The sequence below is a fragment of the Variovorax palleresanus genome, assembly GCF_051144945.1.
Classification (GTDB): Bacteria; Pseudomonadota; Gammaproteobacteria; order Burkholderiales; family Burkholderiaceae_C; genus Variovorax; species Variovorax paradoxus_S.
Genome location: NZ_JBJNVP010000002.1, coordinates 3,417,627 through 3,435,716 on the forward strand (window position 1 = coordinate 3,417,627; position 18,090 = coordinate 3,435,716).

Consider the following 18,090-nt stretch of genomic DNA (forward strand, 5'->3'; position numbering starts at 1 on the left):
AGACGTGTCGACCAAGATTCCCCTGCTGGTGCTCAACAGCCTTTCGAGCGCCCACCAGGCACAGATTGCCGAGGTCTACGACATGACCTATGCCTTCGACGCCGCCGCGCGCGCCGCCGCCATCGCGGAGCACGGCAAGAAATTTCGTGCGGTGCTGACCATCGGCGTGATCGGCATCACGCCCGAAGAGATCGCGGCCATGCCGGCGCTCGAGCTGATCTGCTGCATGGGCGCGGGCTACGAGGGCATTCCGCTCGAAGTGACGCGTGCACGCGGCATCGTCACGGCCAATGGCGCCGGCACCAATGACGACTGCGTGGCCGACCACGCCTTCGGCATGCTGATCAGCATCGTTCGCGGCTTTCGCCAGCTCGACCGGCTGTGCCGCGAAGGCGTGTGGCGCGAAGAAATTCCGCAGCCGCCGAACGTGTCGGGCAAGAAGCTCGGCATCCTCGGGCTCGGCACCATCGGCCAGAAGATCGCCAGGCGCGCGGCTGCGTTCGACATGGAGATCGGCTATCACAACCGCAAGCCGCGCGAAGGCGCAACGCACCGCTACTTCGGCGACCTGAAGTCGCTTGCCGCCTGGGCCGACTTCCTGGTGCTGGCCGCGCCCGGCGGTCCGGCCACGCGCCACCTCGTCAATGCCGAAGTGCTCGACGCGCTCGGGCCGCAGGGCTTTCTGGTCAGCATCGGGCGCGGCAGCGTGGTCGATACCGAGGCGCTGGCCGCTGCGCTGCGCCAGAACCGCATCGCAGGCGCGGGCCTCGACGTGTACGAAAGCGAGCCCAAGCGGCCCGAGCCGCTGGTCGGCCTGGACAACGTGCTGCTGACGCCGCACATGGCGGGCTGGTCGCCGGAGGCCACGCAGGCATCGGTGAACCGCTTCCTCGCGAATGCCGATGGGCACTTTGCGGGGCGCGGGGTCATTTCCCCCATCTGAGGTCTTGCTCCTTCCCCCTCTGGGGGAAGGCTGGGATGGGGGCGGGCAGGGCGCCCGATGGATGCGCCGCTTGCCCCCACCCCAGCCCTCCCCCGGAAGGGGAGGGAGTGATCAAGCCAGGGCCGGAGGGCGATGAGACGCCCAGCCGCACGCCTGGTCATACGCATGCCCGAGCCGCAGCACGTCGAGATCCGCATGGATCGGCCCCGCGAGCTGCAGCCCCATCGGCAAGCCACCCTCGCCGAAACCCGCGCGCACGTTCAGCGTCGGCAACCCTGCCAGCGTGAAAGGCGTGACGATCTCCATCCACCGGTGATAGGTGTCGCTTGGCACGCCGGCCACTTCGGCGGGCCAGTGCAGTTCGGCATCGAACGGGAACACCTGCGCCGTTGGCGCCAGCACGAAATCGAAGCGCTCGAAGAGCTTGAGGAACGCGCGGTACACGTTCGATCGATAGAGCGAGGCCTGGTACAGCGAGGCCGCATCGAGATGCCGGCTCTGCTCGATTTCCCATTGCGCCTCGGGCTTGAGCTGTGCAAACAGCTTCGGGTCGCTCAGGTAGGCGCCGAGCTTGCCGCCGACCAGCAATTGCCGCAGCCGCAGCCAGGCGCTCCAGTTGTGCTCGCGCGGCACGTCGAGCGTGCAGGGCTCGACCTCGCAGCCGAGGGTGCGGAAGGCGCCCAGCGCGCGTTCACCCAGTTCGCGGATGCCGGGCGCGAGCGGCAGCTCGGGCCAGATGCTGCCGAGCCAGCCGATGCGCAGGCCCTGCGCGTCGGCATCGAGCTGCAGCGCATCGGGCGAGGGCAGCGGCTGCGGCGACGACAGCGGCACGCGCGCGTCGAAGCCCGCTTGCACCGCCAGCAGCCGCGCGGTGTCTTCCACCGTCCGGCCCATCGGCCCTTCGGTGCCCAGCTGCTGAAAGAAGAGCTCCTGTTCGGGATCGCCCGGCACGCGTCCGCGCGAGGGCCGCATGCCGATGACGTTGTTGAATGCGGCCGGGTTGCGCAGCGAGCCCATCATGTCGCTGCCGTCGGCCACCGGCAGCATGCCCAGGGCCAGCGCCACGGCAGCGCCGCCGCTGCTGCCGCCGGCGCTGCGCTCGGGCGCATAGGCGTTGCGGGTGATGCCGAACACCGTGTTGTAGGTGTGCGAACCGAGGCCGAATTCGGGCGTGTTGGTCTTGCCGATCACGATGGCGCCGGCCTCGCGCATGCGCGCGACGTGCAGGCTGTCGGCCCGTGCCGGGGAGCGCGGCGAAAGCGGCGAGCCCATGGAGGTCGGCAGGCCGGCCGCGTGGCTCAGGTCCTTCACCGCCAGGGGAAAACCATGCATCCAGCCGCGCCGTTCGCCGCGCGCCAGCTCGGCGTCGCGTTCGCCTGCTTCGGCCAGCAGCGCCTCGGGTTCGCACAGCGAAACAATGGCGTTGAAGCGCGGGTTGAGCGCCTCGATGCGGGCCAGCGAGGCCTGCATCAGCTCAAGGCAGGACACGCTGCGGGCCGCGATGCGGCGGGAAAGTTCGGTAGCGCTGAGGTCGAGCAGATCGGCTGGAGCCATGGCGAATGCGGGAAAAGGAGGGGGAGCCCAGTATGGCGCGACGCTCGCATAATCGCCGCGTATGGAAACAAAGTGGCTAGAAGACTTCATCAGCCTGGCGGAAACGCGCAGCTTCAGCCGCTCGGCCCAATTGAGGCACGTGACGCAGCCCGCGTTCTCCCGCCGCATCCAGGCGCTCGAGGGCTGGGCCGGCACCGACCTGGTCGACCGCAGTTCCTACCCCACGCGCCTCACCCCCGCGGGCCAGACGCTCTACAGCCAGGCAATCGAGATGCTGCAATCGCTGCAGAGCACCCGCGCCATGCTGCGCGGCCATTCGGCGGCCGGGCAGGACGTGATCGAGATCGCGGTGCCCCACACCCTGGCCTTCACTTTCTTCCCTTCCTGGGTGACCAGCCTGCGCGAGCATTTCGGTCCCATCAAGAGCCGGCTCATCGCGCTCAACGTGCACGACGCCGTGCTGCGCCTGGTGGAAGGCAGCTGCGACCTGCTGATTGCCTACCACCACCCCTCGCAGCCGCTGCAGCTCGACGCCAACAAGTACGAGATGGTCAGCCTGGGCGAGGAAACCGTGGCGCCCTGGGTCAAGGCCGATGCCGACGGCGCGCCGCGCTTCCGCCTGCCCGGCCGGCCGGGCCAGCCGCTGCCTTACCTGGGCTACGCGCCCGGCGCCTACCTGGGCCGCGTGGTCGACCAGCTGCTGAAGGAGTCGGGCACCGCCATCCACCTCGACCGGGTCTATGAAACCGACATGGCCGAGGGCCTGAAGGTCATGGCGCTCGAAGGCCATGGCATCGCCTTTCTGCCGCAAAGCGCGGTACGCAAGGAGATCAAGTCGCGCAAGCTCGTGAGCGCGCTGCCGCCCGAAATCGACAGCCTCGAGGCGACGATGGAGATCCGCGCCTACCGCGAGCGACCCGGCGCGCCGGCGCCCGTGAAGACCGGTGGCGGCCGCTCCGCGAAGGCTTCGCCCTCCGACAGCCTGCAGCCCAAGCGCACGGCCGACGCGCTGTGGTCGTATCTGGTCGGCGCCCAGCCGCCGCGCTGACGTCGATCGATTGACGGGCTGGATTTGTGCGCTGCACAATCTATAAATGCCGCGCATGGCACCCCCCGCAAACGGCATTGGCGTTGCGGGCGTGTCGCCCCTACAGTCGCGGCAGTTTTTGCCGCTGTCACACAGCAATCTTCCGGCACGCGCCACACGCGTGCTTTTTTTTAGCCGAGGAATCTGTATGAGCCCCAATTTCAGGACCGAACACGACTTTCTCGGCGAGAAGCAGATTCCTGCCCTTGCCTACTGGGGCGTGCACACGGCGCGCGCCGTCGAGAACTTCGCCATTTCCGGGACCCGCGTCTCGGCCATGCCCGAGCTGGTGCGCGCGCTGGCCTTCGTCAAAAAGGCGGCCACGCGCGCCAATGCCGACCTCGGCGCCATCGACCGCGACCGCGCCGCCGCGATCATCCTGGCCTGCGAGGACCTCATCGACGGCAAGCTGCTGGACGAATTCGTGGTCGACGTGATCCAGGGCGGCGCGGGCACATCGACCAACATGAACGCCAACGAGGTGATCTGCAACCTCGCGTTGGAGAAGCTCGGCCACGAAAAAGGCCGCTACGACGTGCTGCACCCCAACGACCACGTGAATGCCTCGCAGAGCACCAACGACGTCTACCCGACGGCGGTGCGGCTGGCGCTGTGGTTTGCCATTGGCCGGCTGCTCGAATCCATGGCCGCGCTGCGCAAGAGCTTCGAGGCCAAGGCGCTCGAGTTCAAGGACATCCTCAAGATCGGCCGCACCCAGCTGCAGGACGCCGTGCCCATGACGCTGGGCCAGGAGTTTCTGACCTACGCCATCATGATCGGCGAGGACGAGGCCAGGCTCGGCGAGGCGCGCGCGCTCATCGAGGAAATCAATCTCGGCGCCACCGCCATCGGCACCGGCATCAACGCGCCGCATGGCTACGCCAACCTCGCCTGCCAGTACCTGGCCGAGCAGACCGGCGTGCCGCTCAAGCAGTCGGCCAACCTCATCGAGGCCACGCAGGACACTGGCGCGTTCGTGCAGCTGTCGGGCGTGCTCAAGCGCGTGGCGTGCAAACTGAGCAAGACCTGCAACGACCTGCGCCTGCTGTCGAGCGGGCCGCAGGCGGGCTTCGGCGAAATCCGCCTGCCGGCGCGCCAGGCCGGCTCGTCGATCATGCCCGGCAAGGTAAACCCGGTGATCCCCGAAGTGATGAACCAGGTGGCTTTCGAGGTCATCGGCAACGACATCACGGTCACCATGGCGTCGGAGGCCGGCCAGCTGCAGCTCAATGCCTTCGAGCCGATCATGGGGTGGAGCCTGTTCAAGAGCATCCAGCACCTGGGCAACGCCTGCACCACGCTGCGGCAGAACTGCGTCGACGGCATCGAGGCGAACCGCGAGTTCCTGGCCAAGCGGGTGCGGGAGTCGGTCACGCTGGTCACCGCGCTCAATCCGCTGATCGGCTATGAAAAGGCGGCGCTGATTGCCAAAACCGCGCTGGCCACCGGCGGGCCCATCGACCTGGTGGCCGAATCGCTCGGCATCATGACGCGCGCCGAGATGGAGGCGCTGCTCGTGCCCGAAAACCTGACCCAGCCCGTGCGCCTGTCCGCGCCGGTGCCGCCGGCTGCCGAGCCCTCGGGCACAAAGGCTGCTTAGTGAAAGTCGGACAATGCCAAAGGGTTCACCTGCACCACCACAGCGCTTCGATGCGCGCGGCCGGTGCGGTCGTCATCGAGAATGCACCGGGTTGGCCCGGGTATTCCCCATGACGTGAATGTCTAGAATTTCGTTGTATCTGTATCTCATAGTCACCCTCAGGAGTTTTCCATATGAACAAGCAAGTATTGGCATTGGCAATCGCGGCACTGGCCGCAGGCAGCGCCTTTGCACAGGCCACTGACACCCTGGCCAAGATCAAGGCCTCGGGCAGCATCACCGAGGGTGTGCGCGAGTCCTCCGGTCTTTCGTACACGCTGGGCAACGGCCAGTACACCGGTTTCCACTACGACGTCTGCGCCAACATCATCCGCGACATCCAGAAGCACCTGGGCCTCGCCAAGATGGAAACCAAGTTCCAGCCCGTGACCTCGCAAAACCGCGTGCCGCTGGTGCAGAACGGCACGGTCGACCTCGAGTGCGGCTCCACCACCAACAACGCCACGCGCCAGAAGGACGTCTCCTTCGCAGTGACCACCTACGTCGAGGAAGTGCGTATCGCGGTCAAGGCCAATTCGGGCATCACCTCGATCAAGGACCTCAACGGCAAGACCGTGGCCACGACCACCGGCACCACGTCGGTCCAGACCCTGCGCAAGAACGAGCGCGCCGGCGGCATCGACTTCAAGGAGCTCTATGGCAAGGACCACTCCGACAGCTTCCTGCTGCTCGAATCGGGCCGCGCCGACGCCTTCGTGATGGACGGTTCCATCCTGGCTTCGAACATCGCCAAGTCGAAGTCGCCTGCCGACTACAAGATCGTCGGCGAAGTGCTCAGCGTCGAGCCCATCGCCATCATGATCCGCAAGGACGACCCCGCCTTCAAGAAGGTGGTGGACGACAGCATCAAGTCGCAGATCAAGAACGGCGACCTCGCCAAGCTCTGGGACAAGTGGTTCCTGAAGCCGATTCCCCCGGCCAACGTCACGGTGAACCTGCCGCTGTCCGACGCCACCAAGTCGGCCTGGGCCAACCCGAACGACAAGCCGATGGAAGAATACGCCGCCAAGAAGTAAACACGGCAAGGTCATCCGCGCAACGCCCGCCGCCCCCGGCGGGCGTTTGTTTTCGCAAATGCGGCGCGCGGGCACGGCCTCTGCAAGCTAGCAGTCTGGAAATCTGAAAGAAGGAGAGTCCCCGATGGGATCAAACTGGGATTGGCAGGTCTTCTTGCAAGACCCGGGCGGGAAGTACCCGACCTACTGGGAGTGGATGCTGTCCGCATGGGGCTGGACCGTGTCGGTCGCCCTGCTGGCGCTCGTCGTCGCGCTGGTGCTGGGTTCGCTCGTCGGCATCATCCGCACCTTGCCCAACAGCCCGTGGCTGGTGCGTTTCGGCAATGCCTGGGTCGAGCTGTTCCGCAACATCCCCCTGCTGGTGCAGATCTTCCTCTGGTACCACGTCATCCCGGCGATGGTGCCGGTCATGAAGGGCGTGCCGAGCTTCGTGCTGGTGGTGCTGGCATTGGGCTTCTTCACCTCGGCGCGTATTGCCGAGCAGGTGCGCTCGGGCATCCAGGCGCTGCCCAAGGGCCAGCGCTATGCGGGCATGGCGGTGGGCTTCACCACGCCGCAGTACTACCGCTACGTGATCTTGCCAATGGCCTACCGCATCATCATTCCGCCGCTCACCAGCGAAACGATGAACATCTTCAAGAACTCGTCGGTGGCGTTTGCCGTGTCGGTGACCGAACTCACGATGTTCGCCATGCAGGCGCAGGAAGAAACCTCGCGCGGCATCGAGGTGTACCTGGCGGTGACGGGCCTCTACGTGATCTCGGCCTTTACGATCAATCGCCTGATGGCTTTCGTCGAGAAGAAGACGCGCGTGCCGGGCTTCATCGTCTCGGCCAGCGGCGGCGGGGGACACTGACATGATGAATCTCGACCTGTCGTTCTATAACTGGGACGTCATCAGCAACTTCGTCGTCAAGGGCTTCTACTTCAGCATCATGCTGACGATCGTCGCCACCATTGGCGGCGTGCTCTTCGGCACCGTGCTGGCGCTCATGCGCCTGTCGGGCAAGAAATGGCTCGACGCGCCGGCCGCCATCTACGTCAACGGCATGCGCAGCATTCCGCTGGTGATGGTGATCCTGTGGTTCTTCCTCCTGGTCCCGGCTTCGTTCTACGCGGCCTTCGGCTCCATCGGCTCGAACTACCGCTCCGAGATCTCGGCCGTGATCACCTTCATCGCGTTCGAGGCGGCCTACTTCAGCGAGATCATGCGCGCGGGCATCCAGTCGATCCCGCGCGGCCAGGTGCATGCGGGCCAGGCGGTCGGCATGACCTACGGGCAGAACATGCGCCTGGTGGTGCTGCCGCAGGCCTTCCGCAACATGCTGCCGGTGCTGCTCACGCAGACCATCATCCTGTTCCAGGACACCTCGCTGGTCTACGCCATCGGCGCCTACGACATGCTCAAGGGCTTCGAGACCGCGGGCAAGAACTTCGGCCGCCCGATCGAGGCCTACCTGCTCGCGGCCGTCGTTTACTTCATCATGTGCTATGCCTTGTCGTGGCTCGTCAAGCGCCTCCACAAGAAGATTGCCATCATTCGCTAATCGAGTGGCTGAACCGGAGAAAGAAATGTCCGAAAAAATGATTGAAATCAAGAACGTGTCCAAGTGGTACGGCCCGGTGCAGGTGCTCAACGATTGTTCGGTGAGCATCTCCAAGGGCGACGTGGTGGTGGTGTGCGGGCCCTCGGGCTCGGGCAAGTCCACCCTCATCAAGACCGTGAACGCGCTCGAACCCTTCCAGAAGGGCGAGATCACCGTCAACGGCATTCCGCTGCACGACCCCAAGACCAACCTGCCCAAGCTGCGCTCCAAGGTCGGCATGGTGTTTCAGCACTTCGAGCTGTTCCCGCACCTGTCGGTCACCGAGAACCTCACGATCGCGCAGATCAAGGTGCTCGGCCGCAGCCCCGACGAAGCCAAGACCCGCGGCCTCAAGATGCTCGACCGCGTGGGCCTGATGGCGCACAAGGACAAGTTCCCGGGCCAGCTCTCTGGCGGCCAGCAGCAGCGCGTGGCCATTGCCCGCGCGCTCAGCATGGACCCGATCGTGATGCTGTTCGATGAACCCACCTCGGCGCTCGACCCCGAAATGGTCGGTGAAGTGCTCGACGTGATGGTGAGCCTGGCCAAGGACGGCATGACCATGATGGTGGTCACGCACGAAATGGCCTTTGCCCGCAAGGTGGCAAGCCGCGTGATCTTCATCGACGTGGGCGGCAAGATCCTGGAAGACTGCCCGAAGGACGAGTTCTTCAGCCACCCGGAAAATCGTCAGCCGCGCACCAAGGATTTCTTGAACAAGATTCTGCAGCACTGATCGATTCGCTGCGGCGCCAAAGCAAAAGCCACGCTGTTCGCAGCGTGGCTTTTTTATTAATTTGTCCGGAGCTTATGGCAGCCGCGCGATGTGCTCGGTCAGCAGATCGAAGAAGCCCTGCGCATCGCCGTCCACGATCCAGTTCACATTGGCAGGGCGCTTCAGGCTGCCGTACCAGTCGGCCACCGTCTGCCCAAAGCCCATGCCTTCGCGGCTGTCGACTTCGACGTTGATCAGCCTGCCCCTGAAGAGCGAGGGCTGCAGCAGGTAGGCAATGACGGTGGCGTCGTGCACCGGGCCGCCGGGCATGTCGTAGTGCCGCATCTCCTGCGGCGCATACGCGTCCAGGATGTCGGCAACGATCCTGCCAGCCTGGTTGCCGATGGCGCGCAGCCGCGCGATGCGCTCGCTGCTCGTGAGGATCTTGTGCGTCACGTCGAGCGGCAGCATGGTGATCGGCACGCCGCACTTCAGCACGGCCTCGGCTGCATGCGGATCGGCAAACACGTTGAACTCCGCGGTGGGCGTGATGTTGCCGCCATTGAAATGCGCGCCGGCCATGAGCACCAGTTCGCGCAGGCCGCGCACGATGTCGGGGGCTTGTTCAAGCGCGAGCGCCAGGTTGGTCTGCGGGCCGAGCATGGCAAGCGTCACGCTCTTCTCCGGTGCGGCGCGCAGCGTGCGGACCAGGTAGTCGACCGCATGACCTTCGGCCAGCGGCGCGGCGGGTTCATGCACCTTCACGCCCGTGACGCCTTCGTGGCCATGGATGTTGGCCGCATAGATCGGCGTGCGTTCCAGGGGCCGTTCCGCGCCTGCGTACACCGGGATCTCCGGCCGGCCGGCCCATTCGCACGCCAAGCGCGCGTTGCGCGAAGTCTTCGACAGCGGCACATTGCCCGCCACCGTCGTCAGCGCCTCGATGTGCAGACGCTCGGGCGCCGCCATTGCGAACAGCAGTGCGATCACGTCATCGGCGCCCGGATCGGTGTCGATGACGAGCGTGTGCACGGTGGCGTCGGCGGGTGGGTTCGGCGGCATGGCAAGGCTCCGTGGCGGGCGCGGACAGCGCGCCTCTGCCGGGCAAGTCTGCCAGAGCCCGTGCGACGGTCAGCCGGGCCTGCCCAGCAGCCGCCGCGCAAAGAAAGCCAGGATCTCGTCCCGCGCAGCCACTGTCGGCTGGCCCGCCTCGTCGATCAGATGCGCCGTCACCACGCTGTGCGGGCTGGCCACCAGCTGCGCGAAGAAGGGTGGCGTGTCGGGGTTCGCGGCGCTGTCGGGCAGCACGCGCGCGACGAAGCGCTCGCCCAGCGCCAGCGAGAACGCCGCGAAGCGCTCGGCCTTGCAGAACCGGTCGCCCTCGAAGCGGTAGGCCATCACGCTCAGGTTTTCGCGCTCCAGGCGCTGGCGCACCGCCGCCAGCTCGTCGGCCGCCACGTTCGTGCCCGCCGGATCGTCCAGCGGCAGCGAAGGCTGGCAGACCACCGGCGCGAGCATGGCCGGCTCCATCATCATCGAGAGCGCGAAGTTGCCGGTGAAGCACATGCCGATCGCGCCCACGCCCGGGCCGCCGCACGCTTCGTGCGCGAACCGTGCGAGCGCGCGCAGCCATTGCGTTATCGGGCTCGACGCGTTCGATGCGAAGGCCCGGAACTCGGCGCTCACGCAGGCCCGCTTGAACACGGCGGCGCCTTCCCCGGCCTGGGGCACCGCGCCGTCGCGGCCGAACAGCGAGGGCATGTAGACCGTGAAGCCCGCGTCGCGCACCCAGCGGGCGAAGCGCGCCACATGCGGGCTGATGCCGGGCATCTCGGTCATCACGACCACGGCAGGACCCCGGCCGGCCGTGTAGACCTTCTTCTCGATGCCGTCGAGCGTGATCTGGCGCGGGGTGAAGTCGTCGAGCGGATCGTCTTCTTTCATGGAGCGGGTCGGTGTCATGGGGCGCCGCCGCGTGCGGCGGCCGTGAAGCGGTTGAAGCTTGCATTGGGCCGCCGGCCTCCAGAGAATGACAGTGTCGAATTTGACTGTTTTCAGGCTGTATCGGACATGAACGACTTCACGGTGCTGGTGCTGCCGGGCGCCTTCAACTCCAGCGTGGCGGTCACGCTCGACATCCTGCGCGCAGCGCGGGCGGTGGCCGCCCGAGCCGGCGTGGCGCCGCCGCGCTGGCGGATATGCTCGGTGCAAGGCGGCCCGGTGCGGCTGCAGGCCGGCATGAGCCTGGACACCGCCCGCTTGCCTGCGCGGCCCCGTGACGACCGCTCGACATGGGTGGTGCCGGGGCTCGGGCTCAACACGCCCGGCGAGATTCACCAGTGCCTCGAAAGCGACGATGCGGCCAAGGCCATCACGGGCCTCGCGCGGCATGTGAAGTCCGGCGGGCAGGTCGCGGCCTCGTGCTCGGCGGTGTTCCTGCTGAACGCCGCAGGCCTGCTTCAAGGACGCCGCGCGACGATCTCGTGGTGGTATGCGCCGCTGCTCGCGCGCATGGCGCCCGGCTGCACTGTCGATGCCGACCGCATGGTGTGTGCCGACGGGCCGGTGGTCACGGCCGGCGCCGCGTTCGCGCAGACCGACCTCATGCTGCACCTGCTGCGCGAGCGTTGCGGCAGTGCCCTCACCGACCTGGTCTCGCGCGTGCTCCTGATCGACGGGCGGCAGGCACAGGCGCCGTTCATCGTGCCGGAGGTTCTGGCCAACGGCAACGACCTTGTGGCGCGGCTCGCCGCGCGGGTCGCGTCGGCGCTGCCGGATGCGCCCGCGGTGAGCGTGCTGGCGAGCGAGTTCTGCATGTCGCAGCGCACGCTGGCGCGCCACATCCGCAAGGCCACCGGCAAGAGCACGCAGGCGCTGGTGCAGAGCGTGCGGCTGCGGCGCGCGCGCGTGCTGCTCGAGACCAGCCGGATGACGGTCGACCAGGTGGCCGGCGCCGTGGGTTATCAGGACGCCACGGCCCTCAGGCGCCTGATGAAGAAGATGGCGGGCGCCAATCCGAGCCGCTACCGCGAAGGCGGTTACGGCGCCTGACGCGCCCGCAATATCGGCGTGCTGCGCTGACTTGCTACTTCTTGCGCGCCGCGATCGCCTTCTCGGCCGTTGCCACCAGGTCCGCGCCCACCGTGTTCTTCCACTTGTCGTACACCGGGCGCGTGGCTTTCACGAAGGCTTCGCGCTCGGCGGGCGTGAGCTGCGTCACGGTCACGCCCATGCCGGCGATGTCCTTCAGCACCGGCTTGTCGGCTTCGACGAGGCCCTTGCGCGCGAGTTCGATCTCCTGCTTGCCGGCATCGACGGCGGCCTGGCGCACGATGGCCTGGTCGGCTGGGGTCCACGAGGCCCAGATTTCCTTGTTGACCACGAAGACCAGCGGGTCGGCGACGTAGCCCCAGGTGGTCACGAACTTCTGTCCCACGTTCTGCATCTTGAGCACGGTGAACAGGAAGAGCGGATTCTCCTGGCCGTCGACCGCGCCGCTGGCGAGCGCGGGCTGTGCGTCGGCCCAGCTCATCTGCGTGGGGTTGGCGCCGAGGGCGGTGAACATGTCGGAATAGATCGGCGAGCCGACGACGCGGATCTTCATGCCCTTCAGGTCTTCGGGCGACTTGATCGGCTTTTTCGAGTTGGTGATTTCGCGGTAGCCGTTCTCGCCCCAGGCGAGCGGCACCACGCCGGCCTTGTCGAGGGTCTTGAACATTTCCTTGCCGACTTCGCCTTGGGTGAGCGCGTCGATGGCCGCATAGTCGGGCATCAAAAAGGGCATGGAGAACAGGTTGAGCTGCTTCACTTGCGGCGACCAGTTGATGGTCGAGCCCACGGCCATGTCGATCACGCCCTGGCGCAGCGCGCTGAACTCGCGGGTCTGGTCGCCTTGAATGAGCGACACGCCAGGGTAGAGCTTGATGTTGATGCGGCCCTGGGTGCGCTCCTTCACGAGGTCGGCCCAGATCTTCCCGGCCTGGCCCCAAGGGGTCGGCGGGCCGAGCACCAGGGACATCTTGTATTCGGGCTTGTAGGCGGCCTGCGCCATGGCGCCGGTCGAAAAGAAGCCGAGTGTGGTGGCAACGGCGGCAAGGCCGAGCAGAGTACGGCGGAATTTCATGAGAGGTCTCCTTGTTTTCTGAACACAACTAAGCATGGATGTTTGGGGGAACGGTACTGAGCGGCGCTATGGGGTCGGGAACGTTCAGGGCGCGTGCACAGGCCACCGGGTACTCCCCTCCGCGAATGTCCCCCGGGCTTCGCCCTCCTCCTTTATTTCGCTGCGGGGAGTACCCGGCGCCCTGCGCACACAAAGCGCTGCTCTTGTTCCGCTCGATCAACCACCGCTCCGAACAACGATCCCGTCGATGGGGTGCCTTGCGCAGCGAAATAAAGGAGGAGGCCGCAGGCCGGGGGACATTCGCGGAGCAAGGTACCCCGTCGGCGGGAGCGCGCCCTGAAGCGTGACCACACGCCGAACGAAGCACTTCACGAACAGCGCAGGGCGTCATCTCAATACCCCAGCTTGCGCGGCAACCAAAGCGCGAGCTCAGGGAACGCGATCACCAGCACCATCACCACGAACATCGAGAACAGCATCCAGCCCACCCACCGCACGGTTTCCTCCATGCGCACCTTCGCGATGCGGCACGACACCATGAGGTTGACCGCGAGCGGCGGCGTGAACTGGCCGAGCGCCACCTTGAGCGTGAGGATCACGCCGAACCACACCGGGTCCCACTTGTAGTACTGCACGATCGGCAGCAACAGCGGAACGAAGATCAGGAAGATCGACACACCGTCCAGGAACATGCCCACCGTGATCAGCAGCAGGATCAGGAGCGCCAGGATGCCGTATTCGCCCAGGCCCGAATTCACGATGGCGCGCGTCACCGGGTCGATGATGCCGAGCGTCGAGAGCGAGTACGCGAAGATGCCCGCGAGCGACACCACCAGCAGGATCACCGCCGAGAGCTCGCCCGATTCGCGCAATATGACGAACAGGTCGCGCACCTTGATGGTCCGGTGCACGCACATGCCCACGAAGAGTCCGTAGAACACCGCCACCACCGCCGCTTCGGTCGGCGTGAACCAGCCCGCGCGCATGCCACCCAGAATGAGCACCGGCGCCGCCAGGCCCCAGATCGCTTCGCGAAAACTCTTCCAGAACGGCGGGCGCGGCAGCGTCGATTCGAGCGCGCCCATCTTGTGCTGGCGGGCCAGCAGCACGGCCGGAATCATCAGCGCCAAGCCGGCCATCACGCCGGGGATCATGCCGGCCGCGAACAGCGCCGGTACCGAGGCGCCGGGCACCAGCACCGAATACACGATGAACGCGACCGAGGGTGGAATCAGGATGTCGGTGGCCGCCGCGGCGCCCACCACGCTGGCCGAGAAAGCCGCCGGGTAGCCCGCGCGCGACATGGCCGCGATCATCACCGCGCCCACGGCCGCGGCATTGGCCGGGCCCGAGCCGGAGATGCCGCCGAGGAACATCGCCACCGCAATGGCCACCAGCGGCAGCATGCCAGGGCCGCGCCCGACGATGGCCACCGCAAAGTTCACGAGCCGCAGCGCCACGCCCGAACGGTCGAAGATGGAGCCCACCAGCACGAACATCGGAATGGCCAGCAGCGGATATTTGCCGAGGCCGGCATAGAAGTTCTGCGGCACGGCCAGTAGGCCGAACCATTGGGCGTCGCTGTTGGCAAGTGCAATGCAGGCGGCGCCGGCCAGGCCCAGCGCGGCGCCGATGGGCACGCCTACCAGCATCATCGCGACGAAGGCGACGAAGAGCAGGGTGGCGATCACGATGCGTCGCCCTTGCCGGTGCGGTTTTCGTTGTCGCCGTATTCCTTGCGGCCGCGGCGGATCATCAGGCCCACCGCGCGCAGCGCGATGGCAAAGGACACGATCGGCAGCCACATCGAATACCACCAGGCCGGCAGCCCGATACCCGGCGTCGTTTCGTCGAAACGGTAGTCGTCCCACACCATGCGAATGCTGAGCGCGCCGATCAGCGCGAAGAGGATGGCGATCATCAGCGCGCCGAATTGCGCGAGCCGCTTGCGGCGTGCCATCGATCCGTTCTCGGAAAAATACTCGATGCGGATGTGCCGGTCGCGCGCCACTGCGGCCGAGCCGGCCACCAGCGCCAGCATGATCATCAGGAAAACCGAGAACTCCTCCGTCCACGCAAACGAAGAGTCGGTGAAGTAGCGCACCAGCACGTTGGCAAAGGTGATGAGCGCCAGCGCGCCCATGATGATGACGGTGAGCCAGTCTTCGATGGCGAGCGGCACCTTGGTGGGCTCGTCGGCGGCTTCGATGTCTGGGGGAAGGGGGCTGGCGGCGTCCAGCAGCGGGCCGGACTCGTTGGGAGTGGTCATCGAGGGAGAAGGGGAAGCAGCTATGAATGGTAACGATCCATGACCATCCGTTCATCGGGGTTTTCCTAAGCTGCGGCCCCGTTCCTCAGTTCCCTTCGACCCCTCGAGGCCCTTGGCGGGCTACTCGAGCTTGGCGCCCGAGTCCTTGATCAGGCGCTCCCAGACCGGGCTTTCCTTCTTGTACACCGCGTTGAAAGCCTCGGGCGAGCTCTCCTTCAGGTCGAAGCCCATGGCCGCCACGCGCGCCTGCACGTCGGGCTGGCGGGTGGCCTTGCCCACCTCGTCGGCAATGCGCTGCACGATCGGCTTGGGCGTGCCGGCCGGCATGGCGATGGCGAGCCAGCCGGTCACGCGGTAGGCCTCGTCCTTCAGCCCCTGCTCGGCCAGCGTGGGCACGTTGGGCAGCGTTGCCATGCGGCGTTCGCCGCTCACGCCGATGGCTTTGAGCTTGCCGGCTTCGATGTGCGGCTTGGCCACCAGCGCGCTCGCAAAGGCCATCTGGATCTGGCCGCCGATCAGGTCCTGCAGCATCGGCGATTCGCCCTTGTAGGCGATGTGGTTCATCTCGGCCTTCTGCGTGAGGCTCATGTGCGCGCCCGCCAGGTGCGGGTAGGCGCCCACGCCGTAAGAGCCGTAAGCCACCTTGCCCTTGTTGGCGACCACGTACTTCAGCAGTTCGGGCCCGGTGTTGGCGGGCACGCTCGGGTGAACCACCAGCACCAGCGGTGCAGTGGCAATCTGATAGACCAGCGTGAGGTCGCGCTGCGTGTCGTAGGGCAGCTTCTCGTACAGGAATTGGTTGGTCAGAAGCGAGTTGCTCAGCGACAGCACGATGGTGTAGCCGTCGGCCGGCGCCTTGGCCACGGCATCGGTGCCGATGATTCCGGCGGCGCCGGGCTTGTTGTCGATGATGACGGGCTGGCCCAGCCCGGCCGCCATCTTCTCGCCCAGCACGCGGGCCAGCACGTCGGTCGCCCCGCCAGGGGCAAAGGGCACCACCATGCGGATCGGCTTGTTCGGATAGGTCTGCGCCCAGCTGGCGCCGGCGGCCGCAAGCGCGAGCGAGGCGATGCCGCAGTGCAGGGCGCGGCGGGTGAGCCCGCGAGGGGTGAAAGTTGCGTTCATGTTTGCGATGTCTCCGGATGTCGTTGTTTGGTTGGCGAAGGAAACGGGGCGTGGCTATTCCACGAGCACCCGCGTCTTGAATGGAAGCGGCTCGAGCGCCGTGCGGATCCGCTCCTCCAGCAATGCAGCGAGCGCGCCTGCAGCCCCCGCATCGATGCGCACCTGCACCAGGCTCTCGCCCTCGCCGCGCACGCTCGGCCGTGCGGCTTCCGCCACGCCGAGCTCGTCGCAGATTTGCGCCACGTCAGCCGCCACCACGCGGCTCGCGGCCATCGCGCGAAGTTCGGGCTTGTAGATCTTGCCGACGTTGGTCATCGGCATGTTCTCGATGACGATCACCGACTTGGGTTTGGCCGGCGCCTCGTCGACGCGCGCGGCCGTGAAGGCCAGCAATTCGTCCTCGGTGGCCGATGCGCCCGGCACCAGCGTGGCAAAGACCACCGGCAGTTCGCCCGCATACGCATCGGGCGCGCCCACCGCCGCGCACAGCTGCACCGCGGGATGCGCGCCCAGCGCGTCCTCGATCACCTTGGGGTCGATGTTGTGGCCGCTGCGGATGATCAGGTCCTTCGAGCGGCCGCTGAGGTTGAGCCGCCCTTCGCCGTCGATCCATCCCAGGTCGCCGGTCGCAAGCCAGCCATCGGCGGTGAAGGCCTTGGCGTTGTCGGCCGGATCGACGAAACCCGAGAACAGGTTGGGCGACTCGAATAGCACCATGCCCTGCTCGCCCGGCGGCAGGTCGCGGTCGCTGGCGTTGCCGTTCTCGTCGAGCGCCACGATGCGCATCCGCATGTAGGGCAGCGGAAAGCCGACGCAGCCCGCGGGCCCGTCCACGCCGGGCGGCGTGATGGTCGAGATGCCCGCCATCTCGGTCATGCCCAGGCTCTCGTGCACGTGCAGGCCGAACAGGCGCTCGAAGCGCGCGGCCAGTTCCGGCGAGAGCACGGCGGCGCCCGTGCGGCAATAGCCGATCGATGAAATGTCGGCGCCATTGAGCGGCACGTTCGCCAGCGCGGCAAGCACCGTGGGCACGGCCGAGAGCGAGGTCGGCCGGTACTTTTCGACCAGCTTCCAGTAGTTGGCGAGCACCTCCTTGTTGCGCAGCAGCGAGGTCGTCGGAATGATCACCTCCACACCGGCCGAGAGCGACGCCAGCGAGGCCGGCAACACGCCCGCCACGTGGAACAGCGGATAACCGTTGATGGAGATGCCTTGCTCGTTCATGCCCGCGACCTGCACGCTGGCCCATGCGGTGAACACCTGCGCACCGTGGCTGTGGCGCGCGAGCTTCGGGGCGCCGGTGGTGCCGCCGGTGTGGAAGTAGGCGGCGATGTCGGTCGGTGCGATGTCGCGGCCGCTCACGAGGCGATCAGACGGTTGTGCCGAACGCAGCACGTCGAACTCGGCCACGCCGACGGGCAGCGCGCCCGCCTTGCCCGGCGCCTCGTCGTGCGGCGCCACGCGCAGCACGGTCGTGAGCGTAGGCACCTGCCCGCGCAAACGCATCGCCTTCGACCACATGCCCGCCTCGCTGTCGGAGCCGTAGGCGATCAGCACCTTGGCGCGGCCGGCGGTCATCAGCGCCACCAGCTTCTCGTCGGTCAAGAGCGGGTTGAGCGGCTGCACGATGCCGGCCGCCTCGCCGCCCCAGAGCGCGAGGTGGTACTCCAGGCAGCCCGGCAGCAGCACCGCCACCGCGTCATCGGGGCCCACGCCCAGGGCGTGCAGCATGTTCGCGGTCTGGTGGATGCGCGCGAGCAGCTCGGCATACGACCAGCGGATCGGCTCGTCGGCCGGGTTGCCGGTGCGCAGAAAGGTCAGCGCAGTCTTGTTTCCGAAGGCCGCACCCGCACTGCGGAAGATCTCGTAGGTGCTGCGAACCGTCAGCGCCTGCGCAAGCGGCGTCTCTTCGAGCTTGCGGATGTCTGCCAGGCTGCGAACCGGCAACAGGGGGCGGAACGGTGCCCCGCCCGGACTTGTCTTCTTGTCGTTGCCTGTCATGTCGTCTCCTG

The 18,090-nt window shown here is 66.7% G+C and carries 16 protein-coding genes; 8 read left to right on the plus strand and 8 right to left on the minus strand.

Going from position 1 to position 18,090, the window contains the following annotated elements:
* The first annotated feature begins 4 nt into the window (after positions 1-4).
* Entirely contained in the window at positions 5-943 is a 939-nt protein-coding gene (locus ACJ7Z0_RS19850) for a 2-hydroxyacid dehydrogenase (protein WP_434791209.1), read from the plus strand.
* A 111-nt stretch (positions 944-1,054) separates the two neighbouring features.
* Here the strand turns inward: ACJ7Z0_RS19850 and ACJ7Z0_RS19855 are convergent, their stop codons facing one another.
* The gene (locus tag ACJ7Z0_RS19855) at positions 1,055-2,497 is read right to left on the minus strand and encodes an amidase (RefSeq protein ID WP_434791210.1); all 1,443 of its coding nucleotides are present in this window, start codon (positions 2,495-2,497) and stop codon (positions 1,055-1,057) included.
* Positions 2,498-2,558: 61 nt separating this feature from the next.
* Between ACJ7Z0_RS19855 and ACJ7Z0_RS19860 the strand changes: the two genes are divergently transcribed.
* The 6 genes from ACJ7Z0_RS19860 (at position 2,559) to ACJ7Z0_RS19885 (ending at position 8,582) form a co-directional block, all read left to right on the plus strand.
* Positions 2,559-3,545, plus strand: a complete 987-nt coding sequence (locus ACJ7Z0_RS19860; RefSeq protein WP_093021696.1) for a LysR substrate-binding domain-containing protein — start codon at positions 2,559-2,561, stop codon at positions 3,543-3,545.
* A 187-nt stretch (positions 3,546-3,732) separates the two neighbouring features.
* Positions 3,733-5,184, plus strand: a complete 1,452-nt coding sequence (locus tag ACJ7Z0_RS19865) for an aspartate ammonia-lyase (RefSeq protein ID WP_431124960.1) — start codon at positions 3,733-3,735, stop codon at positions 5,182-5,184.
* A 173-nt stretch (positions 5,185-5,357) separates the two neighbouring features.
* Entirely contained in the window at positions 5,358-6,260 is a 903-nt protein-coding gene (locus ACJ7Z0_RS19870; RefSeq protein WP_434791211.1) for an amino acid ABC transporter substrate-binding protein, read from the plus strand.
* 124 nt (positions 6,261-6,384) lie between these two features.
* Positions 6,385-7,116, plus strand: a complete 732-nt coding sequence (locus tag ACJ7Z0_RS19875; RefSeq protein ID WP_434791212.1) for an amino acid ABC transporter permease — start codon at positions 6,385-6,387, stop codon at positions 7,114-7,116.
* A 1-nt stretch (position 7,117) separates the two neighbouring features.
* Entirely contained in the window at positions 7,118-7,807 is a 690-nt protein-coding gene (locus tag ACJ7Z0_RS19880; protein ID WP_021005559.1) for an amino acid ABC transporter permease, read from the plus strand.
* 37 nt (positions 7,808-7,844) lie between these two features.
* Complete coding sequence (locus ACJ7Z0_RS19885; RefSeq protein WP_018903696.1) at positions 7,845-8,582, plus strand: amino acid ABC transporter ATP-binding protein; 738 nt, start codon at positions 7,845-7,847, stop codon at positions 8,580-8,582.
* Positions 8,583-8,654: 72 nt separating this feature from the next.
* On the opposite strand, the gene ACJ7Z0_RS19890 is transcribed toward ACJ7Z0_RS19885, so the two are convergent.
* Positions 8,655-9,623 (minus strand): nucleoside hydrolase, encoded by a 969-nt coding sequence (locus tag ACJ7Z0_RS19890; protein WP_434791213.1) that lies wholly within the window; start codon positions 9,621-9,623, stop codon positions 8,655-8,657.
* 69 nt (positions 9,624-9,692) lie between these two features.
* Positions 9,693-10,505 carry a dienelactone hydrolase family protein gene (locus ACJ7Z0_RS19895; protein ID WP_434791214.1) on the minus strand — a complete coding sequence of 271 codons (813 nt, stop codon included), beginning with the start codon at positions 10,503-10,505 and terminating at the stop codon, positions 9,693-9,695.
* Between the two features lie 126 nt (positions 10,506-10,631).
* Here ACJ7Z0_RS19895 and ACJ7Z0_RS19900 point away from each other — a divergent pair, with 126 nt between their 5' ends.
* Positions 10,632-11,612 carry a GlxA family transcriptional regulator gene (locus ACJ7Z0_RS19900; RefSeq protein ID WP_434791215.1) on the plus strand — a complete coding sequence of 327 codons (981 nt, stop codon included), beginning with the start codon at positions 10,632-10,634 and terminating at the stop codon, positions 11,610-11,612.
* A 34-nt stretch (positions 11,613-11,646) separates the two neighbouring features.
* On the opposite strand, the gene ACJ7Z0_RS19905 is transcribed toward ACJ7Z0_RS19900, so the two are convergent.
* From ACJ7Z0_RS19905 to ACJ7Z0_RS19925, 5 genes are all read right to left on the minus strand, one after another.
* A complete protein-coding gene (locus tag ACJ7Z0_RS19905; protein ID WP_434791216.1) occupies positions 11,647-12,684 on the minus strand; it encodes a DctP family TRAP transporter solute-binding subunit in 1,038 nt (345 codons plus the stop codon).
* A gap of 392 nt (positions 12,685-13,076) precedes the next feature.
* Entirely contained in the window at positions 13,077-14,375 is a 1,299-nt protein-coding gene (locus ACJ7Z0_RS19910) for a TRAP transporter large permease (RefSeq protein WP_434791217.1), read from the minus strand.
* Positions 14,372-14,953 (minus strand): TRAP transporter small permease, encoded by a 582-nt coding sequence (locus ACJ7Z0_RS19915; protein ID WP_434791218.1) that lies wholly within the window; start codon positions 14,951-14,953, stop codon positions 14,372-14,374. The genes ACJ7Z0_RS19910 and ACJ7Z0_RS19915 overlap by 4 nt, the downstream gene beginning before the upstream one ends.
* 120 nt (positions 14,954-15,073) lie before the next feature.
* Positions 15,074-16,078, minus strand: a complete 1,005-nt coding sequence (locus ACJ7Z0_RS19920) for a Bug family tripartite tricarboxylate transporter substrate binding protein (RefSeq protein ID WP_434791219.1) — start codon at positions 16,076-16,078, stop codon at positions 15,074-15,076.
* Positions 16,079-16,132: 54 nt separating this feature from the next.
* Entirely contained in the window at positions 16,133-18,079 is a 1,947-nt protein-coding gene (locus ACJ7Z0_RS19925) for an acyl-CoA synthetase (protein WP_434791220.1), read from the minus strand.
* Positions 18,080-18,090 lie beyond the last annotated feature (11 nt).